The 20,774-nt window shown below is 74.3% G+C and carries 15 protein-coding genes; 10 read left to right on the plus strand and 5 right to left on the minus strand.

Translation table 11 applies throughout. The features are described from left to right. The first annotated feature begins 307 nt into the window (after positions 1 to 307). Genes AC2A1K_RS28600 through AC2A1K_RS28610 form a run of 3 tightly spaced genes read left to right on the plus strand, consistent with a single transcriptional unit; the run spans position 308 to position 1,865 of the window. On the plus strand, positions 308 to 742 hold the full coding sequence (locus tag AC2A1K_RS28600) for a CoA-binding protein (protein WP_483899742.1): 435 nt from the start codon (positions 308 to 310) through the stop codon (positions 740 to 742). Next, a complete protein-coding gene (locus AC2A1K_RS28605) occupies positions 739 to 1,254 on the plus strand; it encodes an STM3941 family protein (RefSeq protein WP_483899743.1) in 516 nt (171 codons plus the stop codon). Before AC2A1K_RS28600 ends, AC2A1K_RS28605 begins: the two co-directional genes overlap by 4 nt. Next, positions 1,254 to 1,865, plus strand: coding sequence for a protein-L-isoaspartate(D-aspartate) O-methyltransferase (locus tag AC2A1K_RS28610; protein WP_483899744.1), 612 nt, complete (start codon positions 1,254 to 1,256; stop codon positions 1,863 to 1,865). Before AC2A1K_RS28605 ends, AC2A1K_RS28610 begins: the two co-directional genes overlap by 1 nt. Positions 1,866 to 1,868: 3 nt before the next feature. On the opposite strand, the gene AC2A1K_RS28615 is transcribed toward AC2A1K_RS28610, so the two are convergent. Both AC2A1K_RS28615 and treZ read right to left on the minus strand, forming a co-directional pair. Continuing rightward, entirely contained in the window at positions 1,869 to 2,780 is a 912-nt protein-coding gene (locus AC2A1K_RS28615) for an SDR family oxidoreductase (RefSeq protein WP_483899745.1), read from the minus strand. Positions 2,781 to 2,852: 72 nt separating this feature from the next. Beyond that, entirely contained in the window at positions 2,853 to 4,574 is a 1,722-nt protein-coding gene (treZ, locus tag AC2A1K_RS28620) for a malto-oligosyltrehalose trehalohydrolase (protein WP_483899746.1), read from the minus strand. 131 nt (positions 4,575 to 4,705) lie between these two features. Here treZ and AC2A1K_RS28625 point away from each other — a divergent pair, with 131 nt between their 5' ends. The 7 genes from AC2A1K_RS28625 to AC2A1K_RS28655 all read left to right on the plus strand — a co-directional run bounded on the left by AC2A1K_RS28625 (position 4,706) and on the right by AC2A1K_RS28655 (position 13,990). After that, positions 4,706 to 9,823, plus strand: a complete 5,118-nt coding sequence (locus tag AC2A1K_RS28625; protein ID WP_483899747.1) for a SpoIIE family protein phosphatase — start codon at positions 4,706 to 4,708, stop codon at positions 9,821 to 9,823. Positions 9,824 to 9,969: 146 nt separating this feature from the next. Then, positions 9,970 to 11,028, plus strand: a complete 1,059-nt coding sequence (locus AC2A1K_RS28630; protein WP_483899748.1) for an aldo/keto reductase — start codon at positions 9,970 to 9,972, stop codon at positions 11,026 to 11,028. Between the two features lie 56 nt (positions 11,029 to 11,084). After that, complete coding sequence (locus AC2A1K_RS28635; protein WP_483899749.1) at positions 11,085 to 11,882, plus strand: alpha/beta fold hydrolase; 798 nt, start codon at positions 11,085 to 11,087, stop codon at positions 11,880 to 11,882. A 47-nt stretch (positions 11,883 to 11,929) separates the two neighbouring features. After that, positions 11,930 to 12,328 carry a hypothetical protein gene (locus AC2A1K_RS28640; protein ID WP_483899750.1) on the plus strand — a complete coding sequence of 133 codons (399 nt, stop codon included), beginning with the start codon at positions 11,930 to 11,932 and terminating at the stop codon, positions 12,326 to 12,328. 94 nt (positions 12,329 to 12,422) lie between these two features. Next, positions 12,423 to 12,713 (plus strand): hypothetical protein, encoded by a 291-nt coding sequence (locus AC2A1K_RS28645; RefSeq protein WP_483899751.1) that lies wholly within the window; start codon positions 12,423 to 12,425, stop codon positions 12,711 to 12,713. Positions 12,714 to 12,789: 76 nt separating this feature from the next. Then, entirely contained in the window at positions 12,790 to 12,969 is a 180-nt protein-coding gene (locus AC2A1K_RS28650; RefSeq protein WP_337699145.1) for a hypothetical protein, read from the plus strand. Between the two features lie 10 nt (positions 12,970 to 12,979). After that, positions 12,980 to 13,990, plus strand: a complete 1,011-nt coding sequence (locus tag AC2A1K_RS28655; protein WP_483899752.1) for a ferric reductase-like transmembrane domain-containing protein — start codon at positions 12,980 to 12,982, stop codon at positions 13,988 to 13,990. Between the two features lie 304 nt (positions 13,991 to 14,294). Here AC2A1K_RS28655 and nhaA read toward each other — a convergent pair whose 3' ends face one another. From nhaA to glgX, 3 genes are read right to left on the minus strand one after another with little or no spacing between them, the layout of a single operon-like run. Further along, the gene (gene nhaA, locus AC2A1K_RS28660; RefSeq protein WP_483899753.1) at positions 14,295 to 16,175 is read right to left on the minus strand and encodes a Na+/H+ antiporter NhaA; all 1,881 of its coding nucleotides are present in this window, start codon (positions 16,173 to 16,175) and stop codon (positions 14,295 to 14,297) included. Positions 16,176 to 16,193: 18 nt separating this feature from the next. Continuing rightward, positions 16,194 to 18,515: a malto-oligosyltrehalose synthase gene (gene treY, locus AC2A1K_RS28665; RefSeq protein ID WP_483899754.1), complete on the minus strand. Its 2,322-nt coding sequence runs from the start codon at positions 18,513 to 18,515 to the stop codon at positions 16,194 to 16,196. Next, positions 18,515 to 20,743: a glycogen debranching protein GlgX gene (gene glgX / locus AC2A1K_RS28670; RefSeq protein WP_483899755.1), complete on the minus strand. Its 2,229-nt coding sequence runs from the start codon at positions 20,741 to 20,743 to the stop codon at positions 18,515 to 18,517. The genes treY and glgX overlap by 1 nt, the downstream gene beginning before the upstream one ends. Positions 20,744 to 20,774: the final 31 nt, after the last annotated feature.

The following is a 20,774-nucleotide window of genomic DNA, read 5'->3' on the forward strand; positions in this document are numbered from 1 at the left end:
GAGGACCGAGGGTGACCACGCCGCCGCCGCGTCGGCGGGGCGGTCCGACTTCGGGTGCAACTGGCGTCGATGGGTCAGTTGGTGGTTGACGGGACGATACGGCTGGGGAAGGCGATCGCGAAGGCGGTAGCGGGTGTCGAGGCTCTCGATCGCGTTGGTCGAGCAGATGACCTCGCAGTTCTCGACGTCGTAGAGCCTGGTGCGGAATTGGGGTTACGGCGTCCGCCGCGTGATGAAGGCGGAGTCTTGGTTCCGCGTAGTGATCGGCGCAGGAAAGTACGCACGTGGGATGCGGGAGGATGGCGACGTGAGATCGGGGACGGGGCTCGTGGACGACGCCGCCGTGGGCGCGCTGCTGACGAGCGTGCGGCGGGTGGCGGTGCTCGGCGTCTCCGACCGCTTCAACCGGCCCAGCTTCCGGCTCGCCGCCTACCTGCTCGACCGGACGGCCTGGACCGTCGATCTGGTCAACCCGCACGTCGTGGAGACGCTCGGACGCCTCTGCGCCCCGCGGCTCGCCGACGTCCCGACGCCCGACCTCGTCGTCGTCTGTCGGGCGCCGGCGGCCTGGGGGGCGGTGGTGGACGAGGTCGCCGCGGTCGGCGGACGGGCGGTGTGGCTCCCCACCGGGGTCGCCGACGGGAACACCACCGCCCGCACGATCGCCCGTGCGCAGCGGGCCGGCGTCGAGGCCGTCGCCGACCGCGACCTGCGCGCCGACCACCGGCGATGGTGCGCATGAGCCCGCCCGTGATCCGCGACCCGGACCGCCTCGAGGTCCGCGCCCCCCGCACCGCCCCCGTCGTCACGCTCGTGACCGGCGTGATCGGCGTCCTCGCCGGCGTCTGGCTGCTGCTCGTCGGCGGCACCGCGAACCTCGTCCTCGGCGCCGTGCTCGTCGTGTTCTTCGGGGCCGGCGCCGTGCGGGCCGCGCTGCGCCTGGCCCGGGGAAAGCCGCTGCTGGTCGCGACCCGCGAGGGGATCGACGACGGCGGGTCGATCGTCGCCGCCGGGTTCCTGCCCTGGTCGGAGCTCGGGACGATCGACGTCCTGCCCACCCGCGGGGGGTCGATGCTCGTCATCGGCGTCCGCGACCCCGAGGCCGTGCTGGCCCGGACCACCCCGGCGCGGGCGCGCGTCGGTCGTGCGCAGGCCGGGCGTCTCGGGAGCCCGGTCGTGCTGCCCCCGACGGTCCTGCCGGTGCCCGCGGACGAGCTCGCCGCGGACCTGGAACGCCTGCGACCGGACACCTGATGAGCGACCACGCGCGCCGTCGCCAGGAGATGGTCGCGAACCTGCGCGAGCAGGGGATCGTCGACGAGCGGGTCCTCGCGGTGATGGGCGAGGTGCCGCGACACCGCTTCGTGCCCGCGCACCTGGCGGACGAGGCCTACGGCACGGGTCCGCTGCCGCTGGCCTGCGGGCAGACGATCTCCGCGCCGGCGATGGTGGCCGCCATGGCCGCGCTGCTGAACCTCACGGGGCGCGAGCGCGTGCTCGAGGTCGGGGCGGGCAGCGGGTACGCCGCCGCGGTGCTCTCCCGTCTCGCGGGCGAGGTCGTCACCGTCGAGTACCACCCCTCGCTCGCCGCGTCCGCCCGTGACGCGCTGGCCGCGACGGGCCATCACGTCGACGTCCGACACGGCGACGGGCGGCTCGGCGTCCCCGACCGCGCGCCGTTCGACGCGATCTCGGTGGCCGCGATGGCCGAGGGCGAGGTGCCCGCCGCCCTGCTCGAGCAGCTCGCCGACCGCGGCGTCCTCGTCTGCCCCGTCGGCCACGGGCGCCACGGCGACCTCGTGCGGATGGGACGCGACGGGCAGTCCGAGACGATCATCCCGGTGTCGTTCGTGCCGCTGCTCTGAACCTCAGCGGTACCCGGTGACGTCGGCGGGCTTGCCCGCGTCCTGCACCTCGACGATGTAGCGCCACGCGTCGGGCCGCGAGCCGTCGAGGTCGTCGACGCCGTACGCGCGGGCCAGCTCGCCCGACGACGTCGACGCCGCGTTCCACCGCTGGCGCGCCGGGTCCGCCGCGAGCGCCGCGATGCCGCGGCCGACGAACCGTGGGCTCTCGGAGATCGCGAAGTGCGGTTCCGCCTCCAGGGCGTCGTGCCAGGTCGCCTCGGTAACCCCGAAGTGCTCGAGCATCATCTCCGAGCGCAGCCAGCCCGGCGTGACCGCGACCGCCGTGGCGCCGTGATCGGACAGCTCGTGCGCCCACGCCCGCGCCAGCCTGATCGGCGCGATCTTCGCGAGGTCGTAGTAGACGTTGAGCCGGTACTGCCCGGCGTTGTACTCCGCCGTTCCGTCGGTGACCTCGACGACGAGCCCGCCCGACCGGCGCGCGAGCAGACGCAGGGCGTGGTGGGCGGTGATGAGGTGGGTGTCGATCGCGAGGCGCAGGGTCCGCAGCCCGTTCGCGAGGTCGTGCTCCCAGACCGGGACGTCCCACTCGACCATGAGCTCGCCGCCCCAGATGTCGTTGACCAGCACGTCGAGCCGGCCCTGCTCGTGCTCGATCCGCGCCACCAGCGCGGCGACGGCGTCCGGGTCGAGGTGGTCAGTGGGCACGGCGATGCCGGTGCCGCCCGCCGCGGTGACCAGGTCGGCGGTGTCCTCGACGGTCTCGGCCCGCTGGTACTCCGAGCGCTGTGCGCGCGTGGTGCGCCCCGTCGCGTAGACGGTGGCGCCGGCGGCGCCGAGCTCCACGGCGATCCCGCGCCCCGCCCCCCGCGTGGCCCCGGCGACGAGCGCGACACGTCCGATCAGATCGGTCATACCGCCGACGCTCGCACGACCCCCCGACAATCCCTCGTGAGCACTTTCCGGGCCTCTGGGCCCGGAAAGTGCTCACATGCGGACCAGGGCGAACGACTCCGGGGCGAGGGTCAGGGAACCCTCGAGGACCTCCACCCCCGAGGGCGCGAACAGCACCTCGCGCGCCGCCACCGGCAACGTGGCCGGCGCCCCGCCCAGGTTCACCGCCAGCCGCAGCGCCCCCCGGTGCACGACCAGGGTCCGCGCCTCCTCGTCGTGCTCCACGCGGACCGGGTCGAGGTGCGGGTCGGTGAGCTCGGGGTGGGCGCGGCGCAGGGCGATCAGCTCCCGGTACACGCCGAGCAGCTCGGCGTGGGGCGACCGCGACGGCTCCGACCAGTCCAGCCGCGACGCCTCGAAGGTCGACAGCGCCGTCGGGTCCGGCACGTCGGCGGCACCCCAGCCGTGCTCCGCGAACTCCGAGCGCCGCCCCTCCCGCACCGCCGCCGACAGATCCGGATCGGAGAACCCCACGAAGAACGCCCACGGTGTCCGGGCGCCCCACTCCTCGCCCATGAAGATCATCGGGGTGTAGGGCGAGCAGAACACCAGCGCCGCCCCGCACCCGAGCAGGCCGGGGGACACCGACGCCGCCAGCCGGTCCCCGGCCGCCCGGTTGCCGACCTGGTCGTGGTCCTGCAGGTAGGCGAGGAAGCGGTGCCCGGGCGTGCGCAGGAGGTCCACCGGGCGCCCGTGGGCTCGGCCGCGGAACGTCGACCACGTGCCGGCGTGGTGGAACGGGTGGTGCAGCACGTCGGCCAGCGAGGCCAGCGCGCCGAAGTCCACGTAGTACCCCTGCGTCTCGCCGGTGAGCGTCGAGTGCAGGGCGTGGTGGACGTCGTCGCACCACTGCGCGTCGAGCCCGTACCCGCCCGCCTCCCGCGGGGTGATCAGGCGCGGGTCGTTGAGGTCGGACTCGGCGATCAGCGTCAGCGGCCGGCGCAGGTGGGCCGAGAGCGCCGCGACGTGGTCGGCCATCTCCTCGAGCAGGTGGGTCGCGCGGGTGTCACGCAGCGCGTGCACGGCGTCGAGGCGCAGGGCGTCGACGCCGTAGTCGCGCAGCCACATCGTGACGTTGTCGAGGATGTAGGCCCGCACGGTGTCCGACCCGGGGCCGTCGAGGTTCAACGACGGGCCCCACACGTTCTCGCCGAGGAAGTAGGGCCCGAACCGGTCGAGGTAGGCGCCCGACGGGCCGAGATGGTTGTAGACGACGTCGAGCACCACGCCCAGCCCGCGCGCGTGGCAGGCGTCGACGAACCGACGGAACGCGGCGGGGCCGCCGTAGTTCTCGGTGACCGCGTACCAGAGCACGCCGTCGTAGCCCCACCCGCGCGTGCCGTCGAAGGCGTTGACCGGCATGACCTCGACGAGGTCGACGCCGAGGTCGACGAGGTGGTCGAGCCGCTCCTCGGCCGACGCGAACGTCCCGCCGGGCGTGAACGTCCCGACGTGCATCTCGTAGATCACCGAGCCCGGCAGCGTCCGGCCCGTCCACGCCGCGTCGGCGGGGGAGGGCTCGACCTCGACCAGCCGCGACGGCGCGTGCACCCCGTGCGGCTGCCAGCGTGAGCGTGGGTCGGGCAGCGGCTCGCCGCCGTCGAGCGCGAACGCGTAGTCGGTCCCCGGGCCCGCCTCCGGGACGGTGACGCGCCACCAGCCCCCGGTCCCCGCGGTCATCGGAGCGGTCCGGTCGCCCAGCACCAGATCCACCGACGTGCTCTCCGGCGCCCAGACCGCGAACTCGTGTGCCACGAGGGCGATGCTTCCCGACGGGTCGCTCGCGCATGCGTGCGCCGCGCCCGCGAGGATGGGGCTGCGGATCGAGACGGGGCACCACGGCGAAGTGGGACGATCCGGTCGTCCACGGCGACAGGGGCGGTGATATGGGGACGGGAGTCTCACCCGGCACGCAGGCGCTGCTCGCGGGCGGCGGGCGGGTCGGTGCCGACATGACGACGGTCGACTGGACCGCGACCCCCCTCGGTGAGCCCGACACGTGGTCCACCCCGCTGCGCACCGTCGTGCGGATGCTGCTGACCTCGCGGTTCTCGATGTGGATGGCGTGGGGCCCCGAGCTCACCGTGCTCTACAACGACGCCTACTGGCGCGACACGCTGCGCTCCAAGCACCCCTGGGCGCTGGGCCGTCCCGCGCACGAGGTGTGGTCGGAGGTCTGGGACGCCGCGGGTCCCCGCATCGCGTCGGTGCTCGAGACCGGCGTCGCGACCTGGGACGAGGACCTGCTGCTGTTCCTGGAGCGCAGCGGCTATCCCGAGGAGACCTTCCACACCTTCTCCTACAGCCCGCTCGACGCCGACGGCGGCATCGCGGGAATGCTCTGCGTGGTCACCGAGACCACCGAGCGCGTCATCGGTGACCGGCGGCTGACGACGATGAGCGACCTCGGCACCGCGATGGGCCCGGCACGCTCGCAGGCCGACGTGCTGGACGCGGTCGAGGAGACGCTCGGCGAGAACGACCGCGACCTGCCGTTCTCGCTGGTCTACCTGTACGACTCCGATTCCGACGCCGGCGACGCGGGCGTCGCCCGGCTCGCCGCGAGCTCCGGTGTCGCCCCCGGCTCGCCGGTGGCCCCGCCGACCGTCGCGCGCGGCGAGGGGGCCTGGCCGGTCGAGCGGCTCGCCACCGGGGTGCCGGTCCTGGTGGACGACCTCGCGGAGCGCTGGGGCGACGCGGTGCCCCACGGTGCGTGGGAGCGCCCCGCGAGCCAGGCGGTCATGGTCCCGCTGGCCGCCGCGCCGGGGGAGGGTGACGCGGGCATCGCCGGGTTCCTCGTCGTCGGGGTCAACCCGCACCGTCGCTACGACGACCGGATGGCGAGCTTCTTCGAGCTGCTCGGGGGCCAGATCACGGCGGGTCTCACCAACGCCGGGGGCTTCGAGGCCGAGCGACGCCGCTCCGAGGCGCTCGCGGAGCTCGACCGCGCGAAGACCGAGTTCTTCTCCAACGTCAGCCACGAGTTCCGCACGCCGCTGACCCTGATCATGGGCCCGGTCGAGGAGCTGCGCGACGCGCCCGAGGTGGACCCGGAGCACTGGCGCCACGAGCTCGAGATCGTCTACCGCAACGGCCGCCGGCTCGGCCGGCTGGTCGACAGCCTGCTCGACTTCTCGCGCCTCGACGCCGGTCGTCGCCAGGCCCACTACGTGCCCACGGACCTCGGACGGGCCACCGAGGAGCTCGCCGGCATGTTCGGCTCGGCGATGGAGCGCGCCGGACTCGAGTACGTCGTCGACGTCGCCCCGCTGGGCCGCCCGGTCCTGCTCGACCAGGACGCCTGGGAGAAGATCGTCCTCAACCTGCTCTCCAACGCGCTGAAGTTCACCACCGCCGGGTCGGTGACGGTCCGTGTGGAGGCCACCGAGGACGCGGCCGTCCTGCACGTCGCCGACACCGGCGTCGGCGTACCCGCCGCCGAGCTGCCCCGCCTGTTCGAGCGCTTCCACCGGGTCGAGGGCCGTGCCGGGGACAAGGGCGCCCGCTCGGGCGAGGGCAGCGGCATCGGGCTCGCCCTGGTCCGCGAGCTGGTCGGTCTGCACGGCGGCGAGGTGAGCGCGGAGAGCGAGTTCGGCGTCGGCACCACGATGACCGTCACGGTGCCGTTCGGGCGGGCGCACCTGCCCCCCGAGCGCATCGTCGACGAGCCCGGGACCGCCGCGGCGCCGTCGGACGACGCGGAGTCGTTCGTCGCCGAGGCCATGCGCTGGCTGCCCGACACCGACACCGACACCGACACCGACGAGACCGACGGATCCGACGCCCCGGACGAGCGCCCCGAGGCCGCCCGCGGTCGCATCCTCGTCGCCGACGACAACGCCGACATGCGCTCCTACCTGCACCGCCTGCTCGCGCCGCGCCACGACGTGCGCCTCGTCGCCGACGGCGAGGACGCCCTCACCGAGGCGCAGGAGAACCCGCCCGAGCTCGTGATCTCGGACGTGATGATGCCCCGGCGCGACGGGCTCGCCCTGCTCGCGGCCCTGCGCGCCGACGAGCGGACCGCGCGGGTGCCGGTGCTGCTGCTCTCGGCCCGGGCCGGAGGGGAGGCGGCCGTCGAGGGACTCGCCGCGCAGGCCGACGACTACCTGGTCAAGCCGTTCACCGCGTCCGAACTACGGGCCCGCGTCGACGCGCATCTGCAGCTCGGGCGGGCGCGCCGGCGCGCGGAGGTCCGCTTCACGGCGATGGCCGACCTCGCCCCGGCGATGATCTGGGTGGCCGACGCGGACGGCGCGCGCACGTTCCACAACGCGGGCTGGCGGCGCTTCACGGGGCGGTCCGACGCCCAGGAGCGCGGCCAGGGCTGGTTCGCCGGGGTGCATCCGGAGGACCGGGAGCACTACCGCGACGTGCGGTCCCGCGCGGTGGCCGTCGGCCGCGGCTGGGAGGTCGAGTACCGGCTGCGGCGCGGCGTCGAGGGTGGTGTCGATCGGGCCTACCACCGGGTCGCCGAGCACGCCGTCCCGCTGCCCGGCGAGGGCGGGGTCTCGGGGTGGGTCGGGAGCTGCATCGACGTCCACGCGCGCTGGCTCGAGGCGGAGCGCCAGCGGCTGCTCGCCCGCGTCGGGGCCGAGCTCGACGGCGAGCCCGAGGTCGTCGACCGCCTCGGGAGCCTCGTCCGCCTGCTCGTCGAGGCGGGGCTCGCCGCCCGGGCCGCCGCGCGCTCGGTCGACGAGGACGGCGTGCCCGGCGCGGGGCGGGCGGCGTCCGTCACCGACGGGCAGGTCGGCGTCGTGCCGCTGTCCGCCGACGGCGTCGGTGCGGGCGAGCGGCGGGCCCTCGAGCATCGGTCGCCGATCACCGAGGCGGGCGTGCTGCACCTCCCGCTGACAGCCCGCGACCACCCGGTCGCCCTGCTCGCGTTGGTGCGCACCGACGCCGCGCCGGCCTGGAGCGAGGACGACCTGGACCTCGTCGAGGAGATCGCGGCCCGTGCCGCCCTCGCCTTGGACAACGCGCTGCTCCTCGCCGAGGAGCGCGCCACCGCCGCACGGCTCTCCCTGCTCCAGCGCGCGACCACCGAGCTGTCCGCCGCGGCGACGCCGGCCGAGGTCGCCGACGTCACCGTCGGTCATCTCCGCTCCCTGTTCGGGCCGTCGGCGCGTGTGGCCGTCTTCGAGTACGTCCCCCGCACCGGCGCCCTCGCCCCGCTCGCCGCCGTCAACGTCGACCCGCCGGTGGTCGCCGTCGGGCGTGAGATCCCGACCATGGTCGGCGCGGCGATCGACCGCGGGGAGCCGCTCTGGCTGGTCGGTGGGGGCCCCGAGACGCCGGACACCGACCACCTGCGGCCGCCGCTGCGGGAGGCCGGCATCCGGGGTGCGATGGCGCTGCCGCTGGTGGCGGGAGGAGTCACGGTCGGCGCCATCGGCGTCGGTCTGCCCGACCGCGTCCGTGTCCCGCACACCGAGCGCAGCGCCCTGGTCGCGCTGGCCGAGCCGTGCGCGATCGCCCTGGACCGGGCGCGGCTGTACCGCGCCGAGCACCAGATCGCCGACACCCTGCAGCGCAGTCTGCTCCCGCAGGGGCTGCCCATGCTCGACCGGCTCGGGCTCGCGGTCCGCTACCTGCCCGGCGCCACCGGGACCCAGGCCGGCGGCGACTGGTACGACGTCGTCGAGCTCGACGAGCACCGCGTCGCCATCGCCGTCGGGGACGTCGTCGGGCAGGGCACGGCGGCGGCCGCGGTGATGGGCCAGCTGCGCACGGCCCTGTCCGGCTACCTGCTCGCCGGCCACGGCCCCGCCGACTCCCTCGGTCTGCTGGACGGCCTGACCTCGCGCATCCCGGGCTCGCAGGCCTCCACGGCCATGTGCCTGACGCTGGACACGAGCACCGGGGAGCTGCGCTACGCCCGTGCCGGGCACCTCCCGGCCCTGCTGGCGCCCGCCGACGGCGGCCCGGTGCACTTCCTCGACGACCCCGCGGGCCACGGTCCGCTGCTCGGCCTGCCGCGCGGGCTGCGCGACCACGGCGAGGCCGTCCTCACCCTCGACCCGGGCAGCGTCGTGCTGCTCTACACCGACGGTCTCGTCGAGCGTCGCGGGGAGACGCTCGACGAGGGCTTCGAGCGGCTCGTGGCCTCGGCCGAGCGCCATCGCGGCGCGGCTCCCGACGCGCTGGCCGGGGCGCTGCTCGCGGACCTCGGGACGCACAGCGACGACGTCGCCCTCGTCGTGGCCCGACTCGCGCCGGCGCCGTTGGAGCTGACGTTGCCCGCACGCGCCGACGCGCTGGCGGTGCTGCGCCGCCGGACCTCGCGGTGGGCCCGCGCGGCGGGCGTCTCCGAGGTGGTCCTCGGCGACCTGCAGCTGGCGCTCGGGGAGGCCGCCACCAACGCGGTCGAGCACGGCTACCGGGACGACGACGGGTCCGGCGAGGTCGAGGTCCGGCTCGCTCGCCGGGCGGACGGCTCGACCGAGGCGAGCGTGGTCGACCACGGCACCTGGCGCGCGGCGCCCGCCGACCCCGGCTTCCGCGGCCGGGGCCTGAGGCTCCTGCGCGAGGTCAGCCGGGACGCGACCGTGACGACCTCGCCCGACGGCGGCACCCGAGTCGCGTTTCGGGTGGAGCCGGGGGAGGACGGGCCGGTCGCGGCCACGCACGAGGCCTGCGAGCAGGAGCGCGCCACGGGCAGGCCGGCCTCGGTGGAGGTGCACGCCGAGGGCTCCGGGAGTGGTGCCGTCCGCCGCATCGTGCTCGCCGGCGACCTCGACCTCGCCGGCGCGGCGGCGTGCCACGAGGCGCTGCTCCGGGCTGTGACCGGGGCGGTCGACGGGGCGGTCGACGGGGCGGTCGACGGGGCGAGGTCGGTGGAGATCGACCTGTGCGGTGTCGGCCACCTGGCCAGCGCCGGCGTCGGCCTGGTGCTGGAGGCGCTGCAGGCGACGCGCCGCCGCGGCGGGCACGCCCGGTTGACGACGGGCGCGGGGAGCCCCGCCGCGCGGGTGCTGTCGCTCGCCCTGCCCGACGAGAGGTGACTCGAGGCCCGCCCCGGTCGGGCGAGAGGAACAGGGCGAGGCGATCTGCGGGTTCCCCGCCCCACGGCGACCAGGTCGAGCCCTTCCCGCTCGCGGGCGGGGGCATGTCACGTTCCCTCCGCTCCGGTCGTGGGCAACCGATGAGCATGGAGTACCGCACTCTCGGACGGTCGGGGCTGAAGGTCTCGACGATGACGATGGGCACGATGACGTTCGGCGGGGAGGGCATGTTCTCCGCGCTCGGCGCCACCGACGTCGAGGGCGCCACCCGTCAGATCGACCTGTGCGTCGACCACGGCGTCAACCTCGTCGACACCGCGGACATGTACTCGGCGGGCACGTCGGAGGAGATCGTCGGGCAGGCGACGAAGAACCACCGCGACGACCTGCTGCTGGCCACCAAGTGCCGCTTCCCGATGGCCGGCCAGAAGGGGAGGGAACCGGGCCCCAACGACGGCGGCGCCTCGCGCCAGCACATCGAGCGCAGCGTCGAGGACAGCCTGCGCCGCCTCGGCGTCGACCACGTCGACCTCTACCAGCTCCACGGCTGGGACGGCGTGACGCCGCTGGAGGAGACGCTCGAGGCGCTGGACACGCTGGTCCGCAAGGGGAAGATCCGGTACATCGGCTGCTCGAACTACTCGGCCTGGCACATCATGAAGGCGCTGGGCGTCTCGGAGCGCGAGGAGTACCAGCGCTTCGTGTCCCAGCAGATCCACTACACGCTGCAGGCGCGCGAGGCCGAGAACGAGCTCGTCCCGGTGGCGATCGACCAGGGCCTCGGCATCCTCGTCTGGAGCCCGATCGCGGGCGGCCTGCTCTCGGGCAAGTTCCGCCGTGGCCAGGACTCCCCGGAGACCTCGCGCCACCTCGGCGAGTGGTCCGAGCCGCCGGTGCACGACCAGGAGCGGCTCTACGACATCGTCGAGGTCGCCGCGGAGATCGGCGACGCGCACGGGGTGTCGGTGGCGCAGGTGGCGAACGCGTGGCTGTTGCACAAGCCGGGCGTGACCTCGCTGGTCGTCGGCGCCCGGACCGAGGAGCAGCTGGCCGACAACCTCGCGGCCGCCGAGCTCGCCCTCACCGACGACGAGGTCGCCCGCCTCGACGAGGTCAGTGCGACGCCGCTGCTCTACCCGTACTGGCACCAGAGGAACACGATCACCGACCGCCTCTCGCCCGCGGACGCGACGCTGCTGGGCTGACATCCGGGCTCCGGAGTGTGCTGGTGGCGCTCCGGGGCGGGCGGGAGACTCCGACCATGGTCGGGCCCACGCTGCAGCACATCACCTCCGCCGACGGCACGCCGATCGCGCTGGAGCGGGTCACGGACGGGCCGCGCCCTCTCGTGACGTTCCCGGGCGCCACCGCTGGCAGGGGGAACTGGCTGGCGACGGCCGAGCGGCTCGGCGGGCGCTTCGAGGTCTGGCTGGCCGACCGGCGCGGGAAGGGCGACTCCGGTGACACGGAGCCGTACTCGTTCGAGCGCGAGCACGAGGACGTCCGTGCGGTCGCCGCCTGGTTCGGTGGTTCGGCGGTGCTCGCCGGACACTCCTCGGGCGCCGTGTGCGTCCTGGGCGCCGCGGCGTCGGGTGGTCTGCCGGCCGCGTCGCTGGTGCTCTACGAGCCGCCGTGGCCGTTGCCCGGCCGCGCGGACCTCTCGGCCGCTCTCGACGCCATGGACGCCCGGCTCGCCGACGGCGACCCGGAGGGTGTCCTGGAGACCGGACTGCTCCGGCTCGTCGAGGCGCCTCCGCCCGTGGTCGAGGCCATGAAGCAGACGCCGTCGTGGCCGCTCCGGGTCGCCCAGGCCCACACATGGCCCCGCGAGGGCCGCGAGCTCGCCCGCATGCCCGAAGGAACCTCCGTGCTGCGGTCCGTGGGACTGCGCTCGGTGATGCTGCTCGGCGAGCAGAGCGCCGGGCATCTGCACGCGTCGACCGCGGCCGTCGCCGAAGCGCTGCCCGACGCCGAGGTCGTCGACCTGCCCGGCCAGGGCCACGCGGCTCTCCAGACGGCGCCCGAGCTGGTGGCGACGGCGATCCTGGCGCACGTCTGAGCCTTCCCGTACCCGCGCCGACGCGGGATGCTCGGCCGGATCCCGCGGTGAACGCCCTGCTCGCGCAGCTCGTCGACGAGGCGCCGGCGGCTCCGTCGCGCGGCGGCGACCTCCACGACGACCTCACCGCCGCCGCGTCCGCCGACCGCGCGGGCGTTCGCCGCCGAGGCGCAGGTCCCCCTCGCGGCCGCGCGCCACGCCCGCGGCGCCCGGGCGACCGGGCCGTCGCGGCGATCGGGGACGCCGAGCGGCTCGTCGGCGCCCTCGGGATGGCGGGCCTGGAGCGCGCGGCCGGCGGCGCTCGGGGAGCGGCTGCGCCCGACACGCTCCGCCCTCAGCTCTCCGAGCGGACGGTCGAGAGCCAGGTCCAGCACGTGCTCACCAAGCTCGACCTGCGCTCCCGCAGCCAGGTCGCGGCGTGGGTGGTGCGGGGCGGGGTTCCGTAGCGCGTTCCGTGCTTCCACGGATGGCCGGCGTGCGCGTCCTTCCTTGCGTCGTCCCGGCACGGCCGGTCCGGCCGCCGAGGACGAGGAGGACGTCATGTCGTACATCCTGATCGCGACCCCGCCGGTGCAGACCGTCGAGGCGTTCGACGCGGTGACCGCGCCCGCCGGGGAGGGCGAGGTCCTCGAGGGGCGCCGGTGCGGGCAGGCGGCGGACGCCTCGCTGCGCGTGGTCACCTCGTGGGTCTCGAAGGAGCACGCCGAGCGCTTCCTCGCCGAGCGCCTCGGGCCGGCGTTCGCCCGGGTGCTCGGCCCCGACGTGGCCGGGCGTCCCGAGGCCACCGGGCTGGGGATCCTGCGAAGCTGGACGGCCGTGCCGGTCGGGTGATCATGGCGACCCCTGACCCGGATCACACTGCGCGATCGTCCATCCTGGGCACCGGGGAACGAGGAGGGAGACGCCGGTGCCCGGTCGCCGCACGGCGAAGGCCGCACAGCACGAGCAGAACAAGCGCACGATCGTCGAGCTGACCGCCTGGATCACGGTGGCGGCGGCCATGCTCGTCGTCGGACTGCACGGGGCCATCTCGGCGTCGTCGACGGCCGCGGACGTCCCGCGCGTCACCACCGCCGAGTACCGGTGATCCGTATCCCGTGATCGAGCTCTGGAACGTCTCGCGGGCGCTCGGCCTCGTCGCGCTCCTGCTCATGGGCGTGGTGCTTGCCCTCGGCGCGCTGCACAACACCTCGCTGACCAAGCTGGTCGGGCAGGCGCTGCCGCGGTTCGTGCTGGTGGCGCTGCACCGCAACCTCGCCCTGATCAGCGTCGTCTTCGTGCTGCTGCACGTCGTCACGGTGCTGGTCACGCCCTACCTGCCGCTGCGCTGGTACCACCTGTTCGTCCCCTTCACGGCCACGTTCAACCCGTGGCCGGTCGCGCTGGGGGCGATCGCGTTCGACCTGCTGCTCGCCGTGGTGATCTCGTCGGGCCTGCGCAAGTACCTGTCCAAGCGCGCCTGGCTCGTCGTGCACTGGACGACCTACGTCTGCTTCCCGGTGGCCGTCGCGCACGCGGTCGCGAACGCGTCGTTCCGCGGCGGGACGTGGTGGACGCTGCTCGTGCCGCTCCTCGCGACCGGGATGGTCGTCGCGGCCCTGCTCTACCGCCGCGCCGCCCGCCGGCGCCCGGCCCTCCCGCTCGCCGACCGCGGGCGCACCGACCCCGCCGAGGCGAAGCGCGCCGCCGACCACGCCACGGGTTCGCAACCGGTGGTGCGCGTGGAGGCGCCGGCGGTACCGCAACCGGCGGCGCCCGCCCCGCGCGCGGGCGGGCCGGAGGGAACGAGCGGCGCTGTCGCTGCCTCCGAGGCAGCGAACGGCGCGTTCGTGTCATCGGGGGAGGGCGCGCCGGGGGAGGGCGCGCCGGGGGAGGGCGCGCCGGCACGGCGGGCGGTGCGCCGGCTGCGGGTCGTCACGCGACCCGGCACCGGGGCCGCGCCGGGCGAGGACGACGCGCCCGCGGACCGCGCCGCCGCCGAGCGGCCGCGCCGGGGCCGCCACTCCGCCGACCCCGACGACGAGGCGGGCGCCGACGCCCGGACCGACACGGTGGCGGGCCCCGAGGCACCGACCGTCGCGCTCCCGCCGCGCCCCCGCCGGCGCTGACCGGGCGCTACTCCCGAGGGTTACTGGCTGGTATCGCTCCCCTGGCGAGCGATACCAGCCAGTAACCGCGAGACACAGCGAGCGGGGCCGGGGGAGCGGGGTCGGGGGAGCGGGGTCGGGGGAGCGGGGCCGGCGTGCGAGCGACACCCCGCCGCCGACCGGCACCTCCCGCGGGCCGCTGACCCCGTTGACCATGTGCGTCGTGCAGGTCGCGGCGGCGTTGGCACCTGCCCCGACCCGCGAGCGCGGACTTCGGACGCTTAGAAGCAGCGAACCGCCCGTTCGCTGCTGCCCCGAGGCGCGCCTACGGCGGGTCGGCGACCTCCTGGGTCTCGGCGCGCTGGCGTTCGAGCTCGCCGATGAGGGTCTTCGCGTCGTAGGGGCCGACGTGGCGCTGGGGGGTCGCGCCGCCGATGCCGAGATAGAAGGTCGGCGTGCCCGGGAGCTCGCTGCTGCGGGCGTCGATCTCGTCGTCCTCGACGCGGTTGGCGGCGTCGCCGTCGCGCAGGTCCTCCTCGAGGCGGTCGATGTCGAGCCCGAGGTCGACGCAGTACTCGATGAGGTCGTCACGTTCGAGGGCGTCGGCATGGGCGAAGAACGTGTCGTGGACGTCCCAGAAGCGGCCCTGCTCGGCGGCGGCCTCGGCGATCTCGCCGGCCAGCCGGGCGTGCGGGTGGTACTCGTCGAGCGGGAGGTGGCGGAACACGTAGCGCATGTCGTCGCCGAAGTGTTCGCGGACCTGGCGGATGTTGCCGGTGGCCTTACCGCAGAAGGGGCACTCGAAGTCGCCGTACTCGACGATCGTCAGCGGCGCGTCGACGGGGCCGCGGATGTGGTCGCGCCGCGGGTCGACGGGACGCAGCAGGTCGCGCGAGGGCTCCTCGGGCAGCGCCGACCGTCCCGCCCGGAACACCGCGGCGCCGAGCGCGAGCGCGAGCACGGACCCCGCGAGCACGCCGACGCGGGCGAGGTCGGCGAGAGCCTGGTCGTCGAGGGCGAGGTCGACGATGAACAGCGAGATCGTGAACCCGATCCCCGACAGCGCCGCGCCGCCCGCCACCTGCGGCATCGTCAGGCCGGGCGCGAGGCTCCCGGGGCGCAGGCGGGCCATGAGGGCGGTGGCACCGGTGATGCCGACGAACTTGCCGGCGACGAGACCGAGCACGATGCCCCAGAACAGCGGCGAGACGACGGCGGCGCGCAGCGTCTCGGCGGTCAGCGGTACGCCCGCGTTGGCCAGCGCGAACACCGGCACGATGATGAACGCGCTGTAGGGCTGCCAGAGGCGCATGAGCCGCTCGTTGACCGACACCGCGCGCTCCAGCCCGAGCCGGGCGCTGCGCGCGTACTCGGGGTTGGGCGACTGGCGGAACGCGCGGGCGAGCGCCGCCGCGCGTTCGACCTCCTTGCGCTTCGGCGGGTAGACCGGCAGCAGGAGTGCGATGAGCACCCCGGCCAGCGTCGCGTGCACGCCCGACTCGTAGAGCGCCACCCACGTCACGAGCGACACCACGAGGTAGCCGCCGCCACGCCAGACGCGCAGGCGCCGCAGCTGCCAGATGGCGAGCAGACCGAGGACCGCCACGGTCAGCGGGACGAAGTGCAGCTCGTCGGTGTAGACGAGCGCGATGATCGCCAGCGCGCCGATGTCGTCGGCGACCGCCAGCGTGAGCAGGAAGATCCTGAGCCGCTCCGCCCGCCCCGGCCCGATCACGGCGAGCGCGCCGAGCAGGAACGCCGTGTCGGTGGAGATCACCACGCCCCAGGCGGCCGCCGCCGGCCCCGAGGGGTTGAGCAGCAGGAACAGCACCGCGGGCAGGGCGAGGCCGGCGACGGCGGCGGCGAGGGGCACGGCGGCCTTCGACCGGTCGCGCAGCTCGCCCAGCGCGAACTCGCGCTTGACCTCCAGGCCGACGACGAAGAAGAACAGCGCCATGAGGCCGTCGTTGACCCAGTGCTGGAGGTCGAGGTCGATCGACGCGTCACCCAGCGAGATCGCGAGGGGCGTGTGCCAGAACGCGTCGTAGGTCGAGGCCCAGGGTGAGTTCGCCCAGAGCAGCGCGATCACGGTCGCGCCGAGCATGAACACCGCCGCGAGCGACTCGCTCGAGTCGCCCCTACGGGCCTGCGAGATCCGCTCGAGGACGCCGTGCCAGCGGGGACGGCTGTCCGTCAGGTCGGCCATGCGCCGATCCAAGCAGGATCAAGCAGGCCGGACGAGCAGGGCGACCGGGAAGCGGTCGAGCACACGCCCGAGGGCGGGCGCCGACCCCTCCACCGGCCGTCCGGTGATCACCTCGGTCCAATCGTCGGCCCCGCCGGGCAGCGGCAGCACGGTGTCGCGCCAGCCGCCGGCGGCCTCGAGGCCGACCGGCAGCCGGGTGGCGACGGCGACCAGCCGTTCGCGACCGGCCGGACCCCCGCGGGCGAACGCGACGGCGTGCTCCGCCGCGACGCCGGAGGCCGGCAGCGGCGCGTAGCCGTCGAACAGTTCGGGCCGGAAGCGGCGCAGGCGCAGGGCGGCGGAGACGACGGCGAGCTTGGTGCCCGGGATGTCGTCGGGTTCGGAGCCCCCGAACGTCGGCGTCCACCCGCCGTCCAGCCGCTCGACCAGGCGCCGCCGGAGCGCGAAGTCGACGGGACGGCGGTTGTCGGGATCGACGAGCGAGTACTCGAAGCACTCGGTGCCCTGGTAGACGTCCGGCACCCCCGGTCCGGCGAGCTGCAGCAGCTTCTGACCCAGGGAGTTCGACCGCCCCGAGGCGTCGAGCCGCGCGACGAACGCCTCGATCTCCGCGACCGCCTCGGGGTCGTCGAGCACCTGCGACGGCCATGCCGCGACCGCCTCGTCGACCTCGGGCACCGCGTCGACGTGTGCCGTGACGAGCTTGGCCTCCTTCGCCGCCTTGAGCAGGTAGCCCGACAGTCGCTCCGCCGAGATCGGCCAGGCCCCGAGCACCGACTGCCAGGCGAGGAGCTCGAGCGACGGCGAGGGGAGGGGATGGCGCGCCGACGCCGAGCGCAGGAACGCGCCCCACTCGGCGGTGAGCTCGCTGAGCACCGCGAGGCGCGCGCGGACGTCCTCGGAGCGCTTGGTGTCGTGGGTCGACAGCGTGGTCATCGTGGCCGGCGTCGCGGCGTCGCGGGCCGCGGCGCGGGTGTGGAACTCGGCGGGGGAGACGCCGAAGCGGTCCGGCGCACCGCCGACCTCGTTGAGCGCGACGAAGCGGTTCCACCGGTAGAACGTGGTGTCCTCCACGCCCTTCGCCGTGACCATCCCGCTGGTCTGCTGCACGCGCCGGGCCAGCGCCCCGTCGGGCTCGGCGGTCATCGTCGCGTGGATGCGTCGCACGATGTCGGCGAGCTCGGGTCGGGCGGTCGCCGCGGTGTCGACGGCCCGGTCGAGGTGCGCGCGGCCCTCGGGCAGGTAGGACCGGTAGACCGGGAACGAGCACAGCAGCTCGGCGACCGCGTCGCGCACCTTCTGCTCGTCGCCGTCGCCGGGCACCAGCGCGGCGATGCGGCGGACCTCGGCGACGAGGATCTCGTCGGTGACGAGACGGCGCGCCGCGTGCTCCACCGTCGACAGGCCCTCGCGCACGCCGGTGTGCTGCGCGGCGACGGCGTCGACGAGGGCCTCGCCGCGCGGGTCGAGGAACAGCCCGCCGATCTCGCGCAGCGCCTCGTAGCCCGTGGTGCCGTCGACCGGCCAGGAGCCGGGCAGTGACTCGTCGGCCCCGAGGATCTTCTCGACGAGCAGCCAGGCGTCGTCCCCGAGGCCCTCGCGCAGGCGGCGCACGTAGGCCCCGGGGTCGGTGAGCCCGTCGGGGTGGTCGATGCGCAGACCGTCGAGATCGCCGGCGGCGCGCCAGCGCAGCACCTCGGCGTGGACGGCGTCGAAGACCGCGGGATCCTCGACGCGGACGGCCGCGAGGTCGGAGACGTCGAAGAAGCGCCGGTAGGTGAGCTCGGCGTTGCCGCGGCGCCAGTGGATCAGCCGGTAGTGCTGGCGCTCGTGCACCTCCTGCGGCGTCCCGCCCTCCGTGCCGGGCGCCAGCGGGTAGCGGTGCTCGTGGTAGTGCAGCTCCCCGGCGGCGACCCGCAGCTCGGCGACGTCCTCGGGCGACCCGAGCACGGGGATGAGCAACGGCCGGGAGAGATCGGCGTCGTACCAGGACGCGTACGGCGAGTCGCGCCCGTCGCGCAGCAACGACCACCACGACGGGTTGGCCGCCGGGACCGCGACGCCCATGTGGTTGGGCACGAGGTCGACGAGCACACCGAGCCCGGCCTCGCGCAGGGCGTCGACCAGGGCGCGCCGGCCCTCCTCGCCGCCGAGTTGGTCGTTGGCGCGGGTGGGGTCGACGACGTCGTAGCCGTGCGTCGAGCCGGGCGTGGCCTGCAGGATCGGCGAGCAGTACAGCGCCCCGACCCCGAGCACGTCGAGGTAGCCGACGAGGTCGCGCGCCGCCGCGAAGTCCTGCGCTCCGGAGAGCTGGAGCCGATACGTCGACGCGGGGATCATCAGTGCTCCGTCAGGTCCGTGCGCTGTAGCAGCACCATCGAGCGGGCCGCGACCCGGAGGACATCGCCCCCCACGTGCTCCGGCCCGTCGGCGGGCAGGGCCGGGATGTTCCAGGTCCGGGCCGTGCGCACGGTGCCCACGACGACGTCGCCGCTCACCGTGTCGACCACCGGGGTCCAGCGGTGGGGGAAGCCTTCGCCGGGCAGGGTGACGTCGACGTCCTCGGCATGGGCGTTGAAGATCAGCATGAAGCTGTCGTCGACCACCTTGCGCCCGCGGGGGTCGCTCTCGAGGATGCCGTCGCCGTTGAGGAACACGGTGAGCACCGTGTTGTTCGTGCTGCCCTCGCCCCCCTCCCAGTCGGTGTCGGTCATCTCCTCCCCCGACGAGGTGAACCACGCGATGTCACGCTGCACCTCGGCGTCCGGGGCGCCGGCGGCGGGCCGGATCGGGCGCCCGTTGAAGAAGCGGCGGCGCCGGAACACCGGGTGGGCCGCGCGCAGCTCGGACACCGACGACACGAACGTCATCAGCTCCTGGTCGGCCTTCTCCGGCGACCACTCCATCCAGGAGATCTCGGAGTCCTGGCAGTAGCCGTTGTTGTTGCCGTACTGGGTGCGGCCGATCTCGTCGCCGTGCAGCAGCATCGGCACGCCCTGGGAGAGGAACAGCGTCGCGAGGAAGTTGCGCCGCTGACGTTGGCGCAGTTCCAGCACGGCCTCGTCATCGGTCGGACCCTCGACGCCGCAGTTCCAGGAGTTGTTGTCGTCGGCGCCGTCCCGGCCGCCCTCGCCGTTGGCCTCGTTGTGCTTCTCGTTGTAGGAGACGAGGTCGTTGAGGGTGAAGCCGTCGTGCGCGGTGACGAAGTTGATCGACGCGTAGGGGCGTCGGCCGTCGTCCTGGTAGAGATCCGAGGACCCCGTGATCCTCGTCCCGAACTCGCCGAGCGTGCCCGGCGTGCCGCGCCAGAAGTCGCGCACGGTGTCGCGGTACTTGCCGTTCCACTCGGTCCACCCGGGCGGGAAGTTGCCCACCTGGTAGCCGCCGGGACCGACGTCCCATGGCTCGGCGATGAGCTTGACCTGCGAGATCACCGGGTCCTGCTGGACGAGGTCGAAGAAGGTGGAGAGCCGGTCCACGTCGTAGAACTCGCGGGCCAGCGTCGCGGCGAGGTCGAAGCGGAACCCGTCGACGTGCATCTCGGTGACCCAGTACCGCAGGGAGTCCATGATGAGCTGCAGCGTGTGCGGCTGGCGGACGTTCAGGGAGTTCCCCGTGCCCGTGTAGTCCATGTAGTACTGCGGCTCGTCGTCGACCAGGCGGTAGTAGGCCTGGTTGTCGATGCCGCGCATCGACAGCGTCGGGCCCTGGTGGTTGCCCTCGGCGGTGTGGTTGTACACGACGTCGAGGATCACCTCGATGTTCGCGGCGTGCAGGTCGCGCACCATCGCCTTGAACTCCTGCACGTGCGCGCCCGGCGCCGGTGCCCCGGTGACGGACGGCGTCGCGTAGCCGTAGTGCGGCGCGAAGAAGGCGATCGTGTTGTAGCCCCAGTAGTTGCGCAGGCCGCGCTGGACGAGCGCGTCGTCGTGCACGAACTGGTGCACGGGCATGAGCTCGATGGCCGTGACGCCGAGCCGCTGCAGGTGGGCCACGACCGCCGGGTGGGCGACGCCCGCGTAGGTGCCGCGCATCTCCTCGGGCACCTCGGGATGCAGGTGGGTCAGCCCCTTGACGTGGGCCTCGTAGACGACGGTGTCGTGGTACGGCGTGCGCGGCGGACGGTCGTCGTGCCAGTCGAAGAAGGGGTTGATCACCACGGACTTCGGCACGTGCTGCGCCGAGTCGTCGTGGTTGGTCTCGTCGGCGTCGGCGAAGTGGTAGCCGAACAGCGACTCGTCCCACGCGTAGCTGCTGCCCAGCGTGCCGTCGAGCGCCTTGGCGTAGGGGTCGACGAGCAGCTTGTGACTGTTGCAGCGCAGGCCCTGCTCGGGCTCGAGCGGGCCGCGGACCCGGTAGCCGTAGCGCTGACCGGGCACGATGCCGGGCAGGTAGCCGTGCCACACGAAGCCGTCGCGCTCCGGCAGAGCGATGCGCGTCTCGGCGCCCGCCTCGTCGAACAGGCACAGCTCGACGCCCTCGGCGACCTCGCTGAAGAGCGCGAAGTTGGTGCCGGCCCCGTCGTAGGTCGCGCCCAGGGGGTAGGACGTGCCGGGCCAGGGCTGCATCGGGATTGCCTCCGCGGGGGTGGTGAGGGAC

The sequence above is a fragment of the Actinomycetospora sp. 2LY8.5 genome (genome assembly GCF_057180585.1).

Bases quoted from the DNA above. Each gene is read 5' to 3' on its own strand.
- AC2A1K_RS28605 (WP_483899743.1), top strand. From the start codon at position 739: ATGAGCCCGCCCGTGATCCGCGACCCGGACCGCCTCGAGGTCCGCGCC.
- treY (WP_483899754.1), bottom strand. From the start codon at position 18,515: ATGATCCCCGCGTCGACGTATCGGCTCCAGCTCTCCGGAGCGCAGGAC.
- nhaA (WP_483899753.1), bottom strand. From the start codon at position 16,175: ATGGCCGACCTGACGGACAGCCGTCCCCGCTGGCACGGCGTCCTCGAG.
- AC2A1K_RS28625 (WP_483899747.1), top strand. From the start codon at position 4,706: ATGGGGACGGGAGTCTCACCCGGCACGCAGGCGCTGCTCGCGGGCGGC.
- AC2A1K_RS28645 (WP_483899751.1), top strand. From the start codon at position 12,423: ATGTCGTACATCCTGATCGCGACCCCGCCGGTGCAGACCGTCGAGGCG.
- glgX (WP_483899755.1), bottom strand. From the start codon at position 20,743: ATGCAGCCCTGGCCCGGCACGTCCTACCCCCTGGGCGCGACCTACGAC.
- AC2A1K_RS28610 (WP_483899744.1), top strand. From the start codon at position 1,254: ATGAGCGACCACGCGCGCCGTCGCCAGGAGATGGTCGCGAACCTGCGC.
- AC2A1K_RS28635 (WP_483899749.1), top strand. From the start codon at position 11,085: ATGGTCGGGCCCACGCTGCAGCACATCACCTCCGCCGACGGCACGCCG.
- AC2A1K_RS28615 (WP_483899745.1), bottom strand. From the start codon at position 2,780: ATGACCGATCTGATCGGACGTGTCGCGCTCGTCGCCGGGGCCACGCGG.
- AC2A1K_RS28630 (WP_483899748.1), top strand. From the start codon at position 9,970: ATGGAGTACCGCACTCTCGGACGGTCGGGGCTGAAGGTCTCGACGATG.